The following is an 18934-nucleotide window of genomic DNA, read 5'->3' as shown; positions in this document are numbered from 1 at the left end:
ATATAATCAATTCATAAGAATTGATCTTAAAAACTTAAGCATTTTCAAGTTCAGCAATACTGATTTTTTTCATTTTCATGATAGCTTGACCAGCATTCGGGTTGTTTGCCAGGATCTTACTTATATTTATTGGTACAATTTGCCAACTCATTCCAAATTGATCTTTACACCATCCACACATACTTTCTTGGCCTTTTTCCGTGATTGTATTCCAGTAATAGTCAATTTCTTCTTGATCTTTACAAGTGATGGTAAGTGAGACTCCTTCCGTGAAATTGAAAGGCATAGGGACACCGCTATCCATGGCAGCCATTGTAAAGTCCTTGATTTCAAATTGCGTATGCATTACTTGGCCTTTTACATCGCCTTCTGGATATTCCTTTACACCTTGACTTTGATAGTCTTTAAACATAGAATTGTAAAAAGCCAAAGCTTCTTTACAATTACCCTGTTGTTGGTCGCAGAACATGATGGTAGGTAAAATAGCTTGATTATTAACGTCAGATAGTTTTCCATAATATAATTGCCAACTAACCCCATATTGATCTTCTACCCACCCATATAGCTCGCTATAAGGATAACTATCAAGTGGCATCATTATTTTGCCTGTTGTTGATAGTTTTTCCCAAGAGGCAGTTAAAACTTCCTTAGATTCAAATACTGCCATAAAAGAAATGGTGGGATTTGGTTTAAACATAGGTCCACCGTTAATTCCTATAAAATCTATCCCCATAATACTTCCTTCCACGACTATAGGATCAGATTTAGTAATTGACGTATCGGGAAATACTTCAGAATAAAATTCAAAGGCTTCTAAGGCTTGTTGATCAAACCATAAAGCAGGTATAATTGCATTTTTCATGATGTTTTTCTTTACTTTTTTATAAAACTGAGCCAATAAAATAATGTCGTGTACCATCTGATAAACAATTTTATATTGAATTAGATTTGTCGATCTTGAACATAATTACTTCTGCCAACCTCCTGTTTACTCATTATATCAAGCTGAATGGCAGGAATATAATTTGAGATTAACACATTTTCATAGTACTGATTCTCTTGGATATAACAATCGATATCATTGGTTTGCAAATAATTATAACAAGCTTTTAAATCAGTGGATTCCATAACTAAATGTATAGACGATTTACTACCTGGTTTTACTTTATTTAACTGCAATTTTATTTCACCAATAGTGAGTGTGATTTGATTCTTGGAATACTTATTCGATTTGTTGTCATTTTGGTGTTCCTTTAATAGAAGAATTTCACTGAAAAAGATAACCGCTTTTTCAAATTCACTATCAGGAATAGAAAGTATGATTTTGTTCGTGGCTTTTAATCGAAAGGGTTCCATAGGTGATTTTTTAAATTAGCCTGTCCTTTAAGGGAAGGACAGGCTATATTTTTTTGATTTGGATTATTGTTAATCCATTTTTTTGTTTCCTTCAAAGTGAATCATCCAGTAAATACCAAATTGATCTTGGAAGGAAGCAAACTGTTCTGCAAAGAAAGTTTCTCCAAGTTCCATTTCCATAACTTTAGCATTTGCTGAAAGTGCTTGAAATAACTCTTTCGCTTCATCAGCACTTTCTGTGTCTAACATGATGTAGGTAGCATTTCCAGAAGTCGCTTTAGGAGAAAATGTTTCAATTACATCAGCACCCATTAACATGGTTGTGTCGTTGATATTTAGTGAAGTATGCATGATTTTTCCTTTTGCATCCTCAGGTAGAGGAGGAGAATTCGGATCTGCAGGCATACCATCATAAGTATAAGTGCCAACTAAATCAGTTTTAAATACATTTTTGTAGAAATCGAAAGCCTCTTTACAATTCCCATTAAAGTTTAAATAAGCATGAATCTTTGCCATAATTGTATGTTTTTGTATGTTTAATTGTTCTAATTTAGTTCGTGTTGCTGACAACGGTTTGTCAGCAGGATATTATCTTTTATATTAAATACCGTTTTTTAGTAGATTATCTAGATTAGACATTCCGGATTCATACCCTTCCTTAAATCCCATATCTAGAAATTGTTGTAGAATATCTTCGCTTTCATAGCTACAGTAATTACGAACAATTGTATTATCTACATTTCCTTCGAAAGTTATTTTCCAATGGGAGGCAGGCATATCCTTGTTTTCATTTCCTTCTGAGTCTGTAAAAGCATCCTTTCCGGAGAAAAGAGATTCGTTTTCAATTTGGTCATATATAAAAGTTGCCCAATGCTCTTCATTCTCGGGACCAACCATGGCATATAACCATCTTCCACCAACACGAAAGTCTTGGCTCTTGGTATTACACTTCCAAGGTTTTGGAGCCCACCATAAATCTAAAATTTCTGAATCTGTATAGGCTCTCCAAACTTGGGCAAGTGTACCGTTGAATTCTCTTTGAATAGTCAATTCTTTTCCTTGAATATTGAATTGATAATTATTTGCGTTTTCCATAACAGTGTGATTTTATTTCTGTATGTATTAATTTTTATTCCCATTCGGTAGGACTAAGTTAGAGTAGATAATTTCAAATCAACTTGCCATAGGACAAGTAATAAAAATAAAAAGACTCACCTTATGTGAGTCTTATATTAGGCCTTACTACTCCGCATAGCTGGAATCTTTTTAATATCGTCATTATGCAATAATTCTTCATATTTTTCACTGTTAGGATTGATCAAGCTGATTTTGCCTTTGTCATCATGAAAAATTGCCCATCCATATGTTTTACATAAAGGAGAGGTTCTTAAGCAAGGCTGTCCCTTTGAAAAGTAATTGTTCCTTTCTTCTACTTTATCCTCATCTAATATATCCTTTCTGATACTATGAATTTCAAACAATAAATCATCGGAAGTCATTTCTTTATTGGAGCTATTTAATAAGTCATATTGTAAATTAGCAATAGTTACTTTTCCTTCTTTTTTTTCAGGAATATAAGCCTCATTTGCCTTTGAATCCTCAGCTACTGTTATCAAGGTGTTATAATAATTTGTACTATGTGTTTTCATCAGATAGAATAGTTTAACACTTAAATTCGGGTATATAAAGTAGAAATAAAATCAATGGATTCTTTCATCATCCTTTTCAAAACATCCTCATCGATGTCGCTTAGTTTTTTGATGTAAATACACGCTTTTCCTATTTTATATTTTCCTAAGCCTTCCAATAAATATTCGTGTTTAGGACTCCCTGTATAAGTATAAAGTGAAATAGCGGCTTTCCTAGGGGAAAAACCTAATAATGGAGCAACTCCCTCATGACCAGTAGCGTACTTGTAATGATATTTTCCAAAGCCTATTATCGAAGGTCCGAACATTTTTGCCTTTTCTCCAGTTGCTTCTTCCATTAATTCGATAAGTCGAATACTATCAATACGTTTTTGTTCAGAATCTACCTGTTCAACAAATGAAAGTACATCATCATCTGTAAATTGTGTCTTTACTTTTGCCATTAATTCTCACAGATTTTTTTTAGGATACTTAATGCCTCAGTCCACATTTTATCAAAGCTATGAGAATCCTCATTATCGCTTAATTCAACAGAACAAATAACCATGGTTTTTCCATCAGATTCGTTGAATCGATAAATCTCCAATATGTTTCTCCAATCATCTACAAAAGGTCCTTCAAATATTTCTCCATCTTCATTCCACATACCTAAATGTCGGACAATGACAAGATCAGCAGGTATATTTTTAATTACTTCTGATATCATTCCTGCTTCTTTTCCATTTTCATCTAAAGAAGAAAAGTAGATTTTTTCACCTTCATTCCAACTTCCTTTAAAATCTGAGGTTGGACTAAATGGTTTTGTCCATTGTTGATAACCGCTACGGTCCAACATGGTATTGTATACCTCCATAGCTGGGGCATTTATTTCTGTTGAATAAAAGACTGTTTTCATATTATTGCATATTTCCAATTCCAAAAACTGCACCTACAGGATCTTCAATAATTACGTAATTATAGGTTCCATCAGGTTTTCTACTTTCATGAATTAATTTTCCGCCTAATTCTTGAGCGGTTTTCAATCGTTCTTCTACATCTTCAGCATAGATATACATGATCCATTGTGTTGGAAGACTGTTGTTTTTGCCACGTTTATTACAAATGCCACCTGCTGCATTTTCTGGGTCGACCAGCATGGCATAATCGTTATATTCACCTTCTTCATCGCGCATAGCGACAGGGAATTCCTGCCATCCGGCAACAGATTTATAAAATTCTTTTAGGGTATCGGCCTTATTGCTGGTCAAATCAGCCCATACAATTTGACCTGGTTTAAATTTAGGTTCACTCATGATATTAGGATGTTTTATTTTCTACATATTGTTTAAAGCTATTTAAAATAGCTTGCCAACCTTCTCTTTGCATGTCAGCAGGATTACTGCCTTCGGCATCAAATGAAATATCCATTTTAGTACTTCCATTTTCATCAGTAAATGTGGTATCTACAGTTCGTTCACCTCCTAGTACATAGGATATCGAGTTATGAGGGGTTACTTCAGTATAGGTGCCTTCGAAATCAAATTGAAAACTCCCGTCTTTTGCTGCCATCTTATTTTTGAATCTGCCTCCAACACGTAGGTCATTTTCAGATGATGGGCAATGCCATTCTGGGGATGCTTGATTCCAATTTACAATGTCTTTTGGATTATTGTAAGCGTCCCAAACTTGAGCAATAGGAGCATTTATAGTCGCTGTAATGTTTATTTTTTGGTATTCCATTTCATTTCAGGTTAGTGAGCAATTATAGATATTCGAATTTAAAGGAATTAGTTAGACTTACACTTGTCATAGGACAAGATTTTAAGGAAACAAACAGACCGAAAGAATGGTTTTCGTTATTTTTTATTTTCCAATGTTAAAACCATTCCAGCAACAGCATCAATTATGATATTCCAATCCGCTTCGTGAAGTTCATGTCCAGTCCCTTCTAATATGGTAAGATTTTGTGATTTCAACAATTGAACTAAACTCAATGCATTGTTAAAGTGGCAAATTCGATCTTCAGACCCATGAATTATCAAACTTGGACAACTTACAAGTTGTAATTGATTGTAATATTCTTCACCTCCTGATAACTGAGCGTGATTGAATTGACTTTTAAAATTATTGGCTCTTCTAAAACTCGCCAATATGTATTCTTTCGCTCTATCTACATTCAAAGGCTTGTTTCCAGACATGAGTTTAGAACCTTTTAACATATAGTCAAGTACCTCATTTTCATTATCCCAATTTATTGAACTAGTATCAGCTTGGAAATCCAAAATAGCTTCATCCATTTCTGGAGTAGGCATTATTGGATCTGCCCAAGGCATGCTACTCATTAAACTGATTGAATTAATTCTTTCAGAATGTTTCATGGCAGCTATTTGAGCTAGCATTCCACCAAGAGAAATGCCCAGGAGGTGAGCATTATTTATATTGTACGCATCAAGAATCAAAAAGATATCATCCACTAAGTCATCGATTTTATAATTCAATTCGCCTGCTGTATAGCAGGTAGATTGGCCGGTATCTCTAAGATCATATCTAATTACATATAGTCCTTTAGCTGCAAGTTGACTACAAAAGGATTCATCCCAAAAGAGCATTGATACAGTGGCACCTGCAATTAAGACTATACATGGATCTGAAGAGTTTCCAAATGCCTGTGTATAGATCTGTAAATCTTGTTGCTTAATGATTTTTTCCGTTTGCTTCATATAATTATTCGATATGATTTTCCAGGATATTGATGAAATGAAATTAAGGAATAATTGTTGAATTTGGGAGTTTTGATTTATATGCATTCGCTTATTTTTACAAAAACACAACTATAACTTGATTATATTCGTTTAATAATAAATGATGAAAGTAATTTCATTTTTAGCATTCTTAATATTATTCGAAACTATGATAAATGATAACTATTTGACAGCTAAGGCTGGCATACAAATCCAAAAACCTATTGCAGAAGTATTTGATGCGATTATATCCGCAGATAAAATGAGCAATTATTTCATAGAACATTCTACAGGTGATTTAGAAACTGATGTAACTGTGGAATGGAAATTTCCTGAATTTGATGATATATTTCCGGTCACGGCTAAACTGATTAAAGCTAATGAATATGTTTCTTTTGATTGGAGTGGTGGTGCAGAAGGAATGTTAGTTGAGATGTTTTTAGAGGACGTTGATGGGGTATCAACCGTTGTTAGGGTAAGGGAGAGTAGAATGGAAAAAGATGAGGATGGTATTAAACAAGCTATAGGACAAACAGAAGGATGGGCAAATTTTTTAGCTTGTTTGAAGGCCAGTCTAGAGTATGGGATTAATCTCCGTAATGGAGCATTTGATTTTATGAAATCTTAAGCTATTAGATTATGAATGATGCGAGTTTTTCAACCATAGATGAATATATCGCTTCTTTTGATAAAGAAGGGCAATATATATTAAACCAAGTAAGACAGATTATTAAAGAAGTAAGTCCTAAGGAAACCAAAGAGACAATAAGTTATAAAATGCCAACTTTTCGGTACCAAGGTAATCTGATGCATTTTGCTTTGTTTAAAAAGCACTTGGGGCTATATCCAGGACCAGCTGCCATAGAAGCTTTTGAAAAAGATCTAAAAGCCTTTAAAACATCTAAGGGTGCTATTCAAATACCATTAGACAAACCTATTCCAGAGGATCTTATTCGAAAATTAATAGCCTTTAATGTGGATATACTTAAGGATAAAAAAGGACCAACTTGGGATTCCCATAAAAGTACATGGGTGGATGCAGAGGAATTTATGAATCAGCTTATTGTAAAAACTAAATCACCACTAAAAAAAGAATTTAAATGGGGGTCAGATGTTTATACTTTTCAAGGAAAAAATGTTATAGGATGGGGAGGTTTTAAAGATTTCTTTTCATTATGGTTTTATAACGGCGTATTTCTAAATGATGCAGAAAAAGTGCTTGTAAATGCATCAGAAGGAAAAACAAAAGCTTTACGTCAATGGCGTTTTAAGGATGTATCCGAAATGAATGAAAAGAAAATCTTGGCTTATATTGAAGAATCTGTTCAAACCATACGAGATGGTAAAGAAATAAAAATTGAGCGCTCTGCACCTAGAGAAGTGACTGGTATTCTTAAAGAAGCATTGAACCAAAATAAAGAATTTCACAATGCATTTGATAAGCTAACACCTGGAAAGCAAAAAGAATATATAGAGTATATTGATGAGGCTAAACAAGAGAAAACAAAGTTTGCTCGAATTGAAAAAATCATACCATTAATATTAGATGGAAAGGGGTTGCACGATAAATATAAAAAGTAAATAGAATGAGTGATTTTAAAGATAAAATTGGTTTTATAGGCTTGGGTAACATGGGAAGTCCTATGGCGAAAAACTTAGAAAAAGCAGGTGTCGATTTATTTGTTTTTAATCGTTCCATAGAAAAAACTATAGGCTTTAATGAGGGAAGTACTGTTTGTTCGAGTATAGCTGATTTAGTTGAACAAACAGATATCATTTTTACGATGTTAACCAATGATGATGCTGTTCATGCCGTTTATGAGACTATTCTTACAGGAAATGTGAAAGGTAAATTGTTTGTTGATATGAGTACTATATCCGAACAAGCATCAAAAGCTATTGCAGAGACCTTAAAGTCCAAAGGAGGTACATTTATTGATGCCCCTGTAGCTGGTAGTACTCAACCAGCCAAGGATGGTACATTAATTTTTATGGTAGGTAGTAGTAATCAGGATAAAGAAAGAGTAATGCCATATTTATCATTAATGGGCAAAGAGATTAAATATCTTGGTGATAATGGTGCTGGAATAGCAGCTAAACTTTGTATAAACTATTACCTATCCATATTGTATCAAGGAATGGCGGAAACCGTTTTATTCGCAGAAAAATTAGGTATTAGCCGAGAAAATATGATGGCTATTATTAATGAAAGTGCAAGTGGGAGTGGTGCAACTAAAGTGAAAACCAAAGCTATAATTGAAAATAATTTCCCTCCAGCTTTTGCTCTGGATTTAATGTTAAAAGATGTAAATCTGGCTATTGCAGCAGGCGCTGATATGCCAATGAGTAAAGTGTTAGAAAAAACCTATCAAGAAGCTCATGATGCTGGTTATGGTGAAAAAGATGTAATTGGAGTTCTAGACTATTTGAAGACTCGATCCATGAATAAATAAGTATATATATGAAGAAGTTATTATTTGCACTAATTCTATTGTTGGGTTATCAAGTTAATCAAGCACAAGAAAACAGGAAGGTTCTGGACATCAATTTAACGAATTATGAATATCCTTATCCTGCATCCAAATTAACGTTGGATTCCAATCAAAACCAAACTTTGGAAATGTATTTTATGGATATAAAACCCACTGGAAAGGCAAATAATAAAACTGTTGTTCTATTACATGGAAAAAACTTCAATTCAGCCTACTGGAAAACAACGATTCAAGCTCTATCTAAAGAAGGTTATCGTGTAATTGCACCCGATCAGATAGGATTTGGAAAATCTTCTAAACCGGCAAATTATCAGTATTCTTTTCAACAATTGGCTCAGAACACTAAACAAGTATTAGATAAACTTCAAATCAAAAAGATCTATTTATTAGGACATTCCATGGGGGGTATGTTGGCTACGCGATTTGCATTAATGTATCCTGAAACAGTAGAAAAGTTGATTTTAGAAAATCCAATAGGCTTAGAAGATTGGAAGGTATATGCTCCATACAGTAGTATTCTAGAAAATTACAAAAGTGAATTAAAAGCGAATTATGAAAGTACTAAAGCTTATCAAAATCGTTTTTATTATGACAATAAATGGAAGCCTGAGTACGATGAATGGGTTTACCTTTTAACAGGATGGATTAAACATCCTGAATATCCTAAAGTAGCCTATAATAATGCACTAACCACAGATATGATCTTTACTCAACCTGTGGTATATGAATTTAAAAACCTAAATGTTTCTACCTTGTTAATTATAGGAACGCGTGATAGAACGGCAATAGGTAAAGATCGTGTAAAAGATCCGTCAACCCGTGATAAAATGGGTCAATATCAATTATTGGGTAAATCGACCCAGCAATTAATTAGAGGATCTGAACTAGTTGAATTGGATGATGTGGGACACTTGCCACATATTGAAGTGTTTGAGCGTTTTATTTCTCCATTAAAGATATTTCTAGCTAAATAGGGACAAATCAAATTTATTCGTTATGAAACCATTTAAAGTATTGTTGTTATTGGGAATGATTATTGGCAATTCAGCTATAGCTCAGGAGTTGAAAGAAATCTCTTATTCAGAAGGGACTCAGAAGCTTAAAGGCTTGGTGACTAAAAATGCAGGGCAAAAATTACCAGCTGTTGTTATTTTACCAGCATGGAAAGGTATTGATCAAGAATCTAAGGATGCAGCACTAGCACTTGAAAAAGAAGGTTATATAGCCTTAATCGCTGATATATACGGTGAAGGAAATGCTCCAAGTGATAATGCAGCTGCCTCCAAATTATCCTCAACCTATAAAAAGGATTTTAAATTATATCAAAATAGAATTCAAGCGGCCTTAGAAGCCGTTAAAACGCAAGGTGCTACTGATGTGGCAGTAATTGGATATTGCTTTGGGGGTTCCGGTGCTTTAGAAACTGCACGTGCCGGTTTTGATGTAAAAGGATCAGTATGTATACATGGAGGCTTATCTAAATCACCAAATAGAGCAAATAGTGCCATTAATACTAAAGTTTTAGTATTGCATCCCGCAGATGATGCATCTGTCTCAAAGTCGGATTACGATGGACTAATAGTCGAATTGGATGAGGGAAAAGCAGATTGGCAAATTATTACCTATGCGAATTCTAAGCATACATTTACTAATCCGGAATCTCCTGATTACAATGAAACTATGGCAAAAAGAGCATGGAACCATACACTAATGTTTCTAAAAGAAGTGCTCAAATAATATTTGAAATAAAGAAATTAAATAAAGGACCAATTCACTTAATAGGTGAAGTGGTCCTTTATTACTGAAGCAGTAAATAAAAAAGGTTATTCACATAGAAATAACCTCTAAAAATTAATTAGTAAAAATGGAACATGCAATTGATTAATTACCTTCAATAATATCCTTGCTTTCGCTTTGTTTTTATATTTATAAGGATTAGATAAGCAAAGGCCATCTGAAGTAAAAAGAGAAAAATAACGCCATCAGTTGTCAATGGTAGTACATTCTTATGAATGTATTCTGTTAATATCCAAGCCACAGGAATAAAACAAGCTAGCCAAATTAATAATCTCATCGAATTATGGTATTAATTCTTAAAATGGTTTGTTATACAATCAAATATATATAAAAATAATTACTTTATATGAATTATTTTAATAATATAATTAATAATCCACTGGCTGATTTATTCAGCTTAAATAAAGTCTAAGTACCTTGATGACAAATGTTTTATTTTTAGTTTTGATTTACCTGGTTCTTGATATATCCGAAATTTTTCAATTTTGAAAATTTCCTGTTGGTTAATATGAGTCAAATCGAAATGTTGATGATAGATTCTACTAGTTTTCTTAATACACTGAAATTCTTGACTAGATTTTTCTTGATAATCAAAAAAGGAGTAAATTGCTATTGATGGCTGGATTGGTTTTAATTTCCTATTATTAGCCAACTTAATCATATATGAATTCAAGAAGAGATTTTTTAAAAAAGGCTTCCATGCTTGCTGGAGTATCGGCTGCGATTAATGTATTACCTGAATCCATTCAACGAGCTTTAGCGATTGAAGCTCCTGCAGGTTCTACCTATTTAGATGCTGAACATATTGTGTTTTTGATGCAAGAGAACCGTTCCTTTGATCATTGTTTTGGTAGCTTAAAGGGTGTTCGTGGTTTTAATGATCCTCGAGCTTTGAGAGGACCACAAGGATTCCCGGTTTGGTATCAACCTGATAAAGACCAGAAATATTACACACCTTTTCGTCTAGATATTGAAAATACCCAAGCCACATGGATGGGGGATTTACCCCATAGTTGGTCTAACATGGTAGCTGCACGGAATAATGGTAAGATGGATAACTGGTTAGAAGCAAAACGACCTGGTAATCGTAAATTCAAACATATCCCGCTAACCATGGGATATTATGATCGAAAGGATATTCCTTTTTACTATGCCTTTGCAGATGCTTTTACAGTTTGTGACCAACATTTTTGCTCCTCGTTGACAGGAACATCAGCCAATCGTTCTTATTTCTGGACTGGCACTATTCGGGAAAATCCAAGAGATCCACACTCAAGTGCACATGTTGATAATTCTCAAATCAATTATCAGAATATTTCATGGAAAACCTATCCTGAACGTTTGCAAGAAGCTGGTATTTCTTGGCGTGTTTATCAAAATGAACTTAGTCTACCTATTGGTTTTGAAGGTGAAGAAGAAGATTGGTTGGCAAATTTTACTGATAATAATCTAGAATTTCATGAGCAATATCAAGTGAAATTTCACCCAGCTTATTATGCTTATGCAATAAGACGTGTCAAGGAAATAGAGCATGAACTTACAGTAGCTCGATATGCTTCACAAGAAGCTTATCAGAAAGTTCTAGATACTTTAGAAAGATTTAAGCGGGATGTAGAGAAATATAGCCCAGGTGAATTTGCCAAATTAACAAAACATCAACAAGAAATTCATAAAAGAGCTTTTACAACGAATACAGGAGACCCAAGTTACCATAAATTGCAAACCATTCAGTACGCAGGTAAGAATGGCACTGAGCATGTGGAAGTTCCTAAAGGAGATGTTTTTCATCAATTTAGAGAGGATGTAAAAACAGGTAAATTACCAACAGTGTCTTGGTTAGTTGCTCCATGTCGTTTCTCGGACCACCCCTCATCTCCATGGTATGGGGCATGGTATGTTTCGGAAACTTTGGATATCTTAACATCTAATCCCGATGTTTGGAAAAAAACCATCTTTATTCTTACATATGATGAAAATGATGGCTATTTTGATCATATCCCTCCTTATGTGCCTCCTTTGACAACAAAACCAGAAATGGGTAAAGTGCCAAACGATATCAATACAGCGGATGAGTATGTAACAGTGGAGCAGGAGCGAATTCGAACCAATAATAAAAATACAAATTTGGAAAGTCCAATTGGCTTAGGCTATCGGGTGCCGATGGTTATAGCATCTCCATGGAGTAAAGGAGGATGGGTGAACTCAGAATTGTTTGATTTAACTTCTGGACTCCAATTTATGGAGCATTTTATAGAGAAGAAAACAGGAAAACGAGTAATAGAAGAAAACATCAGTTCTTGGAGAAGATTAGTATGTGGAAACTTAACTTCTGTATTTAGGCCAATTCCAGAACTTAAGAAACCTGATTTAACAAACGTCAATCGTAATGCTTATGTAGAGCGAATTCATCAAGCACAACATAAAAACTTGCCTGGTAATTTTGTTGCAATGACAAAAGCAGAATTGGATAAAATAGACTTTAAACAAGGAGGCTTAGGAATTCAAGAAAAGGGGATAAAACCATCGAACGCTATTCCATATGATCCGAAAGTTATGATTAGACTTGACGATAAGCAAAAACAGATCGTAATGGAATTCTCTTTAGAAGGTAAATTGCCTGCAACCAAAACAATTGGTATGCCTTTTTTGGTTATCAATTACACAGGATATAAAAGTGAGTCATCTGATTTTAATTCTTGGAACTTTTCTGTAAGAACAAAAGAAAAATTAACCTACTCTTGGTCTTATGCTGATTTTAAAAATCAGCAATTTCATTTTATAGTTCATGGGCCAAATGGATTTTTTAGAGAATTTAAAGGTCATGTGAAGAAGCATTTTCCTCAGATAGCTATTGACTCAAATCATTCAAAAGGTTTACGAATTAAAGTAAGTGATTTGAAATCAAATGCCTTTATGAAAGATCAGGCTTATAGTAGGAAATCCATTGAGTTTAACAGAAAAAAAATTAAAGAATTAGGTATTTCCCTTCAGGAAAGCTATGGTTGGTATGATTATGAGATTATGCTTTCAGATGATAAGGACTTTTATTATCGGTTTGCTGGCCATGTTGAAAATGGAAAAAGTAGCATGACCGACCCCTTGATGGGAAACGATTTATAAAATAGAAAGATGGTTATTATGCCATCTTTCTATTTTTCCAAAGCACTGAAATAAGTTGGTACTTTCATATGATGCGCTAAAGCTTTAGGTAAACTCCTGCTAAAAAGTCTTCTGAAGAAGCTCTTGCGTGTAAAAGAGACTAATAATAAATCAATTTCTTCTTCATCAACAAATTGATCTACACATTTGGTAATAGGTTCACTTACATCAAGACGATTGACCATTTCTTTACTGTGATAAGTTACCTGATTTAGTTTAAATGTTTTTAATATCTGATCTTGCCAAAACAACACATCTTCTTGATTAGGAAATGCATCACCTTCTGAAACATGTAATAAAGCTAAGTCAAAAGAAGTGCTCGTTCTTTGTGTAAATTCTGACAACAATTCCAATTCAGCGGGTTTAAAATTAGTCAATAAACCTAGTTTTTGTAACTTGAATTGCTGATAAGTGTCCGGAACAGCTAAAACACCAATTGGCGAATGTTGTATCACTTCATAGGTATTACTTCCAAGAGCAACATGTTTTAATCCACTAGCTCCTTTTGTTCCCATAACAATAAATTGGATTGGTGAGTTTAACAGCATTTCTTGAATGACATCATTTAAACTTCCTGCCATACAAGCTGTACTTATTGAAGTATCAGGGAAATGCTTTTTTATTTTTTCATTTAAGTCTGCCATTTGTTTTTCTGCTTCATCATGACTATGTAAACTTACTGCATCATTAAATTCAGCAGAAGCCAATATGTTCCCAAAACTTTGATAGACATGTAAAACTTGAATATTCCATTGAAATCTTTCAGCTAAATGAACAGCATAATTTAATGCAGTCCATGCATTTTCTGAAAAATCAGTTGGTACCAATAGTGCATTTTTCATAGGAAGTAGGTGAATGGTTAATATTAGATAAATATACTTATTAAATGTTTGACTTATAAAAAGAATGCCTTTCGATTTATGGTAAAACTAAAAATATCTGCGTTTTATGCTAATAGTAACTCTTTTTAACTAAAATCGTGATGAAAATCAATTAATATTAAACCTATAGACCTTAAATTTGGTTCTCTTAATAAAGTACTCGAACTATGGATACTGGACATCATCCCAAAACCAAACAATATTTTCAATTTTCAACTGATGAAGTTTATCAGCAATTGCTAGTTGATCCTCATGTAGGATTGGACAAGAATGAAGTTGCTAAAAGACAGGAAGAATATGGAAAGAATGTCCTTACAGGCCAAAAAAAGAAATCATTGTTTTCTATATTTTTTAGTCAGTTAAATGACGCATTAATATATGTATTGTTAGCTGCGGTCATTGTTACAGTGGCTATGGGTGAGTATACCGATGGAATAATTATCCTGATTGTCATATTGATTAATGCATTCTTAGGGATGTTTCAGGAGATTAAAGCCAGTAATGCTATTGCGGCATTACAAAGTATGGCTAGTCCAAAAGCATTGGTTAGAAGGTCTGGAGAACAATTCGAAGTTGATTCTGAAGATTTGGTTCCAGGCGATCTAGTCTTCTTAGATGCAGGAAGATATGTGCCTGCTGATCTTCGATTAGTAGAAACTGTAAACCTAAAAATTGATGAGTCTGCTTTAACAGGTGAATCTGTTGCGGTTGAGAAAAATGCCGAAGAAGTATATCAAGATGAAGATGTTGCCATAGCTGACCGGGTAAACATGGCTTATATGACCAGTTTAGTCACCTATGGAAGAGGGACTGGAATTGTCGTGTCAACAGGAAATAAAACCGAAGTAGGAAAGATTGCCGATTTTCTTAAAGAAGATCAACAAACCAAAACTCCTTTAGAGATTAGACTTGCTCACTTAGGAAAGACACTTGGAAAACTAGCTGTAGGAATCTGTGTTTTTATATTCGTTGTTTCTTATTTTCAAGGAAGGGATTTAACAGAGATGTTCCTAACATCAGTTTCCCTGGCCGTAGCATCTATTCCAGAAGGATTAGCGGCTATTGTTGCCATCGTGCTGTCCATTGGCGTAACTAAGATGGCTAAACAGAAAGCAATTATTAAAAAGCTTCCTGCAGTGGAGACCTTAGGTTCCGTAAATATTGTTTGCTCGGATAAAACAGGAACACTTACCCAAAATAAAATGACAGTGAAGGAGCTTTTTACCTTTGCTGATAAATTGGTGGATGTAGATGAGGAGGGGAAAATACAACCCGAGGAGAAGCTCTTGATTGAAGGAATGGTTCTAGCTTCAGATGCCACACTTGAATCAGATAAACAAACAGGTGATCCTACAGAAGTTGCGCTTTTAATGTTAGCTGATCATTGGGGAATAAATCGTAAAGAAATCATAGAGAATCAACCACGTATTAAGGAGTTGGCATTTGATTCTGATCGAAAAATGATGTCTACCCTTCATGAAGATCAAAATGGTTATAAGCTTTATGTCAAAGGTGCAGTTGATAACCTGATCTTAAAATGTAATAAAGTTTTGGAACAAGGACAACAAATTCCAATTACTGATGCACACAAAACCTTGATTTCTGAAGCCGTAGATAAGATGTCGGCAAAAGCACTTCGTACTTTAGCTTTGGCTTATAAAGAACCAAGTAAAAATATAGCCGAAGATCAATTTGAGGAGGATTTAATATTTGTAGGTTTAGTTGGGATGATCGATCCACCTCGACAAGAAGTTAAGGATTCTATTCAATTGGCAAAGAATGCCGGTATTCGCACAATTATGATTACAGGAGATCATAAGCAAACTGCTTTTGCTATTGCGAAAGAACTTGGAATTGCAGAAAATACAGATCAGGCTATTACTGGCATGGAATTGAATGCTTTAGATACTCAGAAGCTTGCCAATAAAATTGAAAACTATACCGTATTCGCCCGTGTATCTCCTGAAAATAAAGTCAACATCGTCAAAGCATTTAAAGAAAAAGGCAATATCGTCTCCATGACAGGAGATGGCGTAAATGATGCGCCTTCCTTGAATGCTGCCGATATAGGTGTTGCAATGGGGATCACAGGAACCGATGTCGCAAAAAATGCTTCTGATATGATCCTAGCAGATGATAACTTCTCTACCATAATTTCGGCAATTGAACAAGGAAGGAATATATATAACAACATCAAAAAATCAGTGGTATTTCTCTTGGCAAGTAATGTAGGAGAGGTGATGGCCATGTTTACAGCAATTGTAGCCGGCATGCCTGTTCCACTTTTGGCTACTCAGCTTCTATGGATCAATTTAATTACCGACACGCTACCTGCAGTCGCATTAGGAATGGATCCAGGAGATAAAGCAGTCATGAAAGATAAACCTCGTTCTATAAAAGAAAACTTTTTCTCGCATGGTGCTGGAAAACGTATTATTCTTGGTGGACTTTTAATAGGATCTTTAACTATTATAGCTTTTATTTTCGGTTACTATGAACATAACTATTCTGTTTTTGATGCCAATATTCCCGAAGAGGTTCATGCATATTCTAGGACTATGGCCTTCCTAACAATTATTGCATGTCAATTATTCTATAGTTTGAGCTTTAGAAACGAACGGAAGTCAATTCTTCAAGTTGGTTTGTTCAGTAATCTTTATTTGATTGGGGCAATTGTTTTAGGCTTTGCATTACAATTATTGGTTCTATTTATTCCTGTAATGAGAGAATCCTTTAAATTGCAATTGATTAGTGTACAAGACTGGGGAATAATTCTATTATTTGGATTGGTACCAATGCTTATAAACGAATTAATCAAATGGATTTATCGAATTCGAAGAAGGAATTAATTCTTTGCTTTTGAATTTTGCCTTTGTTGTCTTTTCCATTTGCGGAATTCCCAAGGGGCTATTGGGTTAGGTATTGACCATAATTGTCGCTTATACATTTTGGCTTCTGCTTCAGCCTCTGCGTAATAGGTAGTTTTATCAAACTGTGTGAAATGCCAAGCTAATCCAGATTTCAATAGGGCATAGTTTAATTCGATACTATCCACATAAACACGCGCAATTGCCCTTTTGTACTGATCATAGGAGTATACATCAGCTCGAACCAGTTTATTGGTACAAAATTGTCCCGTGAAATCTTTTGCTACCTGAAAATAGTCCTGTGTTCGTTCTGGACAATCTATTCCATGTAATCGAATGCTATGCTGTTGATTTAAACTGTCTAATAGGGTTACTGTATCTCCATCAGCTATACGAACTATCTTGCCCCATAAAATTGCTTTTTGCGCAGTTGTTACTAGGCATAAGGTTATCAAAAACAAAAATATGGTTAGGCGTTTTAAATACATCTGCCAAAGGTAAGGAATATGCATTTATAAAGAATTGTAAAACAATAAATCTGTTAAATGTTGTTAAGACAACCAATGAAAAGTACTATTGGTATTCTACTTGCGTTATTATAGTGCAAGAGAGCAAAAGAGTAATAAAAGTAAATTTCATAATTAGGTTAATAATTGGTTTAGAAAAAATCCTGAGGTTCCCCGCCTCAGGATTTTCTATGTTATGCCTGTTAATTAGAAATGATGATGTAATAACCATCAGGATCAAACAATGTAAATTGATTTCTTAAGGAGTTCGGATTATAATGAATTGCTTTTTCGATTTTTGCTTCTATTCTTAAAGCATTTTGATAAATGCAATTTAGGTCATCAACCCTAAAAAACAGGATTAATCCAATTCCATTTTGATTAGTTGAATACAACATACTGGGATGATCATGTTCGCCCCATTTGTGTAGACAAATAATTATCTCTTCTCCGTATTTAAGCATTTCAAAAGAGTCACCGCCATGAGACGGGCTGAGGTCTAAAACCTTTTGATAAAAATCCCTGCTAATTTGAATATCCTTTACTGCAATGATGGTCTCCAACTTTACCATATGTCCTATACTAGTTTTTCAAATGCCTCTTCAACAGTTGAAACGAAATTGATATGCCTGGATTTATTGCTTTCAAAAATGAAGTCCTTCAAACTTTTACTTTGATACTGTGAAAAATCACCTACAATAGCTAGCTTCATTCTATAGTTTGAAAATTTTTGTAAAATATCACCTGCCATTTTGGTGCTTAAATCAAAGAAGTCTTCGTGAATGTTCTTTTTATGGATTATAATACCATCATAACCTTGATAGTAGATACTGCCTAGTAAGTCCAATGCATCTTCATAATTACTAATAATAATATCTTGAGATATTACTTCTGGGATATCTTTTCCATTATAATGTGTAATATTTAAATCCATCTAAATCCGTTTTTAGCTAATTGATTTGTTTCATTTTAAGTTCTAATATTTCCCCAGGTAGACCTTCATATTCTAAATATTCCTTGTGTTTAAAGCCATTTTTTGTGAGAACTTTTCTTGAAGGTCCATTTTTAGGGTCTATTATCGCATAAAGCTTGTCAATTGACGTATTAAGTTTTGCTAATTCAATCAAAGTTAGGGAAATCGTACTTGCAATTCCTTTTCCCCAATATTGTGGTAATATCATATAGCCAAGTTCCGCCTCTTTCTTTTCAAGGTCCTCCAATTCCAATTTCCCCAATCCAATAAATTCAAGATTATCTTTTTCCAAGATTTTGTAATAACCGAGTAGGGGATCCCTGCTGTTAAAAGATATGATTTTTTCAAAATCTTTTTTGGCTTCATCAAATTCTAATGCACGTTCGGTAATCATGGCCATGACTTGTTCATTATTAACGAGAGAATAATATAGTTGGAAATCATCTGCTCTGAATTTTTCAAGTTTAAGCACCATTCTTTAAAGTATTTAATAATCTTTGTTTGGTAAAATTTAGGGTTAAGGTATTGATTAAA

At 34.1% G+C, this 18934-nt stretch carries 22 protein-coding genes; 7 read left to right on the top strand and 15 right to left on the bottom strand.

Annotated elements, in window-relative coordinates; genetic code table 11:
* Positions 1–34: 34 nt before the first annotated feature.
* From ABD676_RS10600 to ABD676_RS10555, 10 genes are all read right to left on the bottom strand, one after another.
* Positions 35–919, bottom strand: coding sequence for a VOC family protein (locus ABD676_RS10600; protein WP_344674645.1), 885 nt, complete (start codon positions 917–919; stop codon positions 35–37).
* A 23-nt stretch (positions 920–942) separates the two neighbouring features.
* On the bottom strand, positions 943–1356 hold the full coding sequence (locus ABD676_RS10595) for a hypothetical protein (RefSeq protein WP_344674644.1): 414 nt from the start codon (positions 1354–1356) through the stop codon (positions 943–945).
* Between the two features lie 69 nt (positions 1357–1425).
* Complete coding sequence (locus ABD676_RS10590) at positions 1426–1872, bottom strand: VOC family protein (RefSeq protein WP_344674643.1); 447 nt, start codon at positions 1870–1872, stop codon at positions 1426–1428.
* An 84-nt stretch (positions 1873–1956) separates the two neighbouring features.
* Entirely contained in the window at positions 1957–2451 is a 495-nt protein-coding gene (locus tag ABD676_RS10585; RefSeq protein ID WP_344674642.1) for an SRPBCC family protein, read from the bottom strand.
* 137 nt (positions 2452–2588) lie between these two features.
* Positions 2589–3005: a DUF6157 family protein gene (locus ABD676_RS10580; RefSeq protein ID WP_344674641.1), complete on the bottom strand. Its 417-nt coding sequence runs from the start codon at positions 3003–3005 to the stop codon at positions 2589–2591.
* Positions 3006–3025: 20 nt separating this feature from the next.
* Positions 3026–3448 (bottom strand): DUF1801 domain-containing protein, encoded by a 423-nt coding sequence (locus ABD676_RS10575; RefSeq protein WP_344674640.1) that lies wholly within the window; start codon positions 3446–3448, stop codon positions 3026–3028.
* Positions 3448–3900, bottom strand: a complete 453-nt coding sequence (locus ABD676_RS10570; protein WP_344674639.1) for an SRPBCC domain-containing protein — start codon at positions 3898–3900, stop codon at positions 3448–3450. The genes ABD676_RS10575 and ABD676_RS10570 overlap by 1 nt, the downstream gene beginning before the upstream one ends.
* A gap of 1 nt (position 3901) precedes the next feature.
* A complete protein-coding gene (locus tag ABD676_RS10565; RefSeq protein ID WP_344674638.1) occupies positions 3902–4297 on the bottom strand; it encodes a VOC family protein in 396 nt (131 codons plus the stop codon).
* 4 nt (positions 4298–4301) lie between these two features.
* Complete coding sequence (locus ABD676_RS10560; RefSeq protein ID WP_344674637.1) at positions 4302–4724, bottom strand: SRPBCC family protein; 423 nt, start codon at positions 4722–4724, stop codon at positions 4302–4304.
* A 116-nt stretch (positions 4725–4840) separates the two neighbouring features.
* Positions 4841–5704, bottom strand: coding sequence for an alpha/beta fold hydrolase (locus ABD676_RS10555; RefSeq protein ID WP_344674636.1), 864 nt, complete (start codon positions 5702–5704; stop codon positions 4841–4843).
* A 142-nt stretch (positions 5705–5846) separates the two neighbouring features.
* On the opposite strand from ABD676_RS10555, the gene ABD676_RS10550 reads away from it, so the two are divergent.
* From ABD676_RS10550 to ABD676_RS10525, 6 genes are all read left to right on the top strand, one after another.
* Positions 5847–6353, top strand: coding sequence for an SRPBCC domain-containing protein (locus ABD676_RS10550; RefSeq protein WP_344674635.1), 507 nt, complete (start codon positions 5847–5849; stop codon positions 6351–6353).
* A gap of 11 nt (positions 6354–6364) precedes the next feature.
* Positions 6365–7306, top strand: coding sequence for a DUF1801 domain-containing protein (locus ABD676_RS10545; protein WP_344674634.1), 942 nt, complete (start codon positions 6365–6367; stop codon positions 7304–7306).
* Positions 7307–7311: 5 nt separating this feature from the next.
* Positions 7312–8178 (top strand): NAD(P)-dependent oxidoreductase, encoded by an 867-nt coding sequence (locus ABD676_RS10540; protein WP_344674633.1) that lies wholly within the window; start codon positions 7312–7314, stop codon positions 8176–8178.
* A gap of 8 nt (positions 8179–8186) precedes the next feature.
* Positions 8187–9191: an alpha/beta fold hydrolase gene (locus ABD676_RS10535; RefSeq protein WP_344674632.1), complete on the top strand. Its 1005-nt coding sequence runs from the start codon at positions 8187–8189 to the stop codon at positions 9189–9191.
* A gap of 22 nt (positions 9192–9213) precedes the next feature.
* The gene (locus ABD676_RS10530; RefSeq protein WP_344674631.1) at positions 9214–9954 is read left to right on the top strand and encodes a dienelactone hydrolase family protein; all 741 of its coding nucleotides are present in this window, start codon (positions 9214–9216) and stop codon (positions 9952–9954) included.
* A gap of 723 nt (positions 9955–10677) precedes the next feature.
* Positions 10678–13134: a phosphocholine-specific phospholipase C gene (locus ABD676_RS10525; protein ID WP_344674630.1), complete on the top strand. Its 2457-nt coding sequence runs from the start codon at positions 10678–10680 to the stop codon at positions 13132–13134.
* 29 nt (positions 13135–13163) lie between these two features.
* Here the strand turns inward: ABD676_RS10525 and ABD676_RS10520 are convergent, their stop codons facing one another.
* Positions 13164–14015 carry a universal stress protein gene (locus ABD676_RS10520; protein WP_344674629.1) on the bottom strand — a complete coding sequence of 284 codons (852 nt, stop codon included), beginning with the start codon at positions 14013–14015 and terminating at the stop codon, positions 13164–13166.
* A gap of 206 nt (positions 14016–14221) precedes the next feature.
* On the opposite strand from ABD676_RS10520, the gene ABD676_RS10515 reads away from it, so the two are divergent.
* Entirely contained in the window at positions 14222–16903 is a 2682-nt protein-coding gene (locus ABD676_RS10515) for a cation-translocating P-type ATPase (protein WP_344674628.1), read from the top strand.
* Here the strand turns inward: ABD676_RS10515 and ABD676_RS10510 are convergent.
* The 4 genes from ABD676_RS10510 to ABD676_RS10495 all read right to left on the bottom strand — a co-directional run bounded on the left by ABD676_RS10510 (position 16900) and on the right by ABD676_RS10495 (position 18875).
* Entirely contained in the window at positions 16900–17433 is a 534-nt protein-coding gene (locus tag ABD676_RS10510) for a thermonuclease family protein (RefSeq protein WP_344674627.1), read from the bottom strand. The genes ABD676_RS10515 and ABD676_RS10510 overlap by 4 nt on opposite strands.
* Positions 17434–17630: 197 nt before the next feature.
* Positions 17631–17999, bottom strand: coding sequence for a VOC family protein (locus tag ABD676_RS10505; RefSeq protein WP_344674626.1), 369 nt, complete (start codon positions 17997–17999; stop codon positions 17631–17633).
* 5 nt (positions 18000–18004) lie between these two features.
* Entirely contained in the window at positions 18005–18361 is a 357-nt protein-coding gene (locus tag ABD676_RS10500) for a DUF4180 domain-containing protein (RefSeq protein WP_344674625.1), read from the bottom strand.
* A gap of 16 nt (positions 18362–18377) precedes the next feature.
* On the bottom strand, positions 18378–18875 hold the full coding sequence (locus ABD676_RS10495) for a GNAT family N-acetyltransferase (RefSeq protein WP_344674624.1): 498 nt from the start codon (positions 18873–18875) through the stop codon (positions 18378–18380).
* Positions 18876–18934: the final 59 nt, after the last annotated feature.

The organism is Sphingobacterium kyonggiense (assembly GCF_039536825.1).
Taxonomy (GTDB): Bacteria; Bacteroidota; Bacteroidia; order Sphingobacteriales; family Sphingobacteriaceae; genus Sphingobacterium; species Sphingobacterium kyonggiense.
The sequence above is the reverse complement of the archived record's forward strand: the minus strand, read 5'-3'. Positions and strand labels throughout refer to the sequence as shown.

Bases quoted from the DNA above. Each gene is read 5' to 3' on its own strand.
- ABD676_RS10600 (WP_344674645.1), bottom strand. From the start codon at position 919: ATGGTACACGACATTATTTTATTGGCTCAGTTTTATAAAAAAGTAAAG.
- ABD676_RS10530 (WP_344674631.1), top strand. From the start codon at position 9,214: ATGAAACCATTTAAAGTATTGTTGTTATTGGGAATGATTATTGGCAAT.
- ABD676_RS10565 (WP_344674638.1), bottom strand. From the start codon at position 4,297: ATGAGTGAACCTAAATTTAAACCAGGTCAAATTGTATGGGCTGATTTG.
- ABD676_RS10505 (WP_344674626.1), bottom strand. From the start codon at position 17,999: ATGGTAAAGTTGGAGACCATCATTGCAGTAAAGGATATTCAAATTAGC.
- ABD676_RS10500 (WP_344674625.1), bottom strand. From the start codon at position 18,361: ATGGATTTAAATATTACACATTATAATGGAAAAGATATCCCAGAAGTA.
- ABD676_RS10520 (WP_344674629.1), bottom strand. From the start codon at position 14,015: ATGAAAAATGCACTATTGGTACCAACTGATTTTTCAGAAAATGCATGG.
- ABD676_RS10550 (WP_344674635.1), top strand. From the start codon at position 5,847: ATGATGAAAGTAATTTCATTTTTAGCATTCTTAATATTATTCGAAACT.
- ABD676_RS10595 (WP_344674644.1), bottom strand. From the start codon at position 1,356: ATGGAACCCTTTCGATTAAAAGCCACGAACAAAATCATACTTTCTATT.
- ABD676_RS10560 (WP_344674637.1), bottom strand. From the start codon at position 4,724: ATGGAATACCAAAAAATAAACATTACAGCGACTATAAATGCTCCTATT.
- ABD676_RS10515 (WP_344674628.1), top strand. From the start codon at position 14,222: ATGGATACTGGACATCATCCCAAAACCAAACAATATTTTCAATTTTCA.
- ABD676_RS10580 (WP_344674641.1), bottom strand. From the start codon at position 3,005: ATGAAAACACATAGTACAAATTATTATAACACCTTGATAACAGTAGCT.
- ABD676_RS10570 (WP_344674639.1), bottom strand. From the start codon at position 3,900: ATGAAAACAGTCTTTTATTCAACAGAAATAAATGCCCCAGCTATGGAG.
- ABD676_RS10590 (WP_344674643.1), bottom strand. From the start codon at position 1,872: ATGGCAAAGATTCATGCTTATTTAAACTTTAATGGGAATTGTAAAGAG.
- ABD676_RS10525 (WP_344674630.1), top strand. From the start codon at position 10,678: ATGAATTCAAGAAGAGATTTTTTAAAAAAGGCTTCCATGCTTGCTGGA.
- ABD676_RS10545 (WP_344674634.1), top strand. From the start codon at position 6,365: ATGAATGATGCGAGTTTTTCAACCATAGATGAATATATCGCTTCTTTT.
- ABD676_RS10585 (WP_344674642.1), bottom strand. From the start codon at position 2,451: ATGGAAAACGCAAATAATTATCAATTCAATATTCAAGGAAAAGAATTG.
- ABD676_RS10575 (WP_344674640.1), bottom strand. From the start codon at position 3,448: ATGGCAAAAGTAAAGACACAATTTACAGATGATGATGTACTTTCATTT.
- ABD676_RS10510 (WP_344674627.1), bottom strand. From the start codon at position 17,433: ATGCATATTCCTTACCTTTGGCAGATGTATTTAAAACGCCTAACCATA.
- ABD676_RS10540 (WP_344674633.1), top strand. From the start codon at position 7,312: ATGAGTGATTTTAAAGATAAAATTGGTTTTATAGGCTTGGGTAACATG.
- ABD676_RS10535 (WP_344674632.1), top strand. From the start codon at position 8,187: ATGAAGAAGTTATTATTTGCACTAATTCTATTGTTGGGTTATCAAGTT.
- ABD676_RS10495 (WP_344674624.1), bottom strand. From the start codon at position 18,875: ATGGTGCTTAAACTTGAAAAATTCAGAGCAGATGATTTCCAACTATAT.
- ABD676_RS10555 (WP_344674636.1), bottom strand. From the start codon at position 5,704: ATGAAGCAAACGGAAAAAATCATTAAGCAACAAGATTTACAGATCTAT.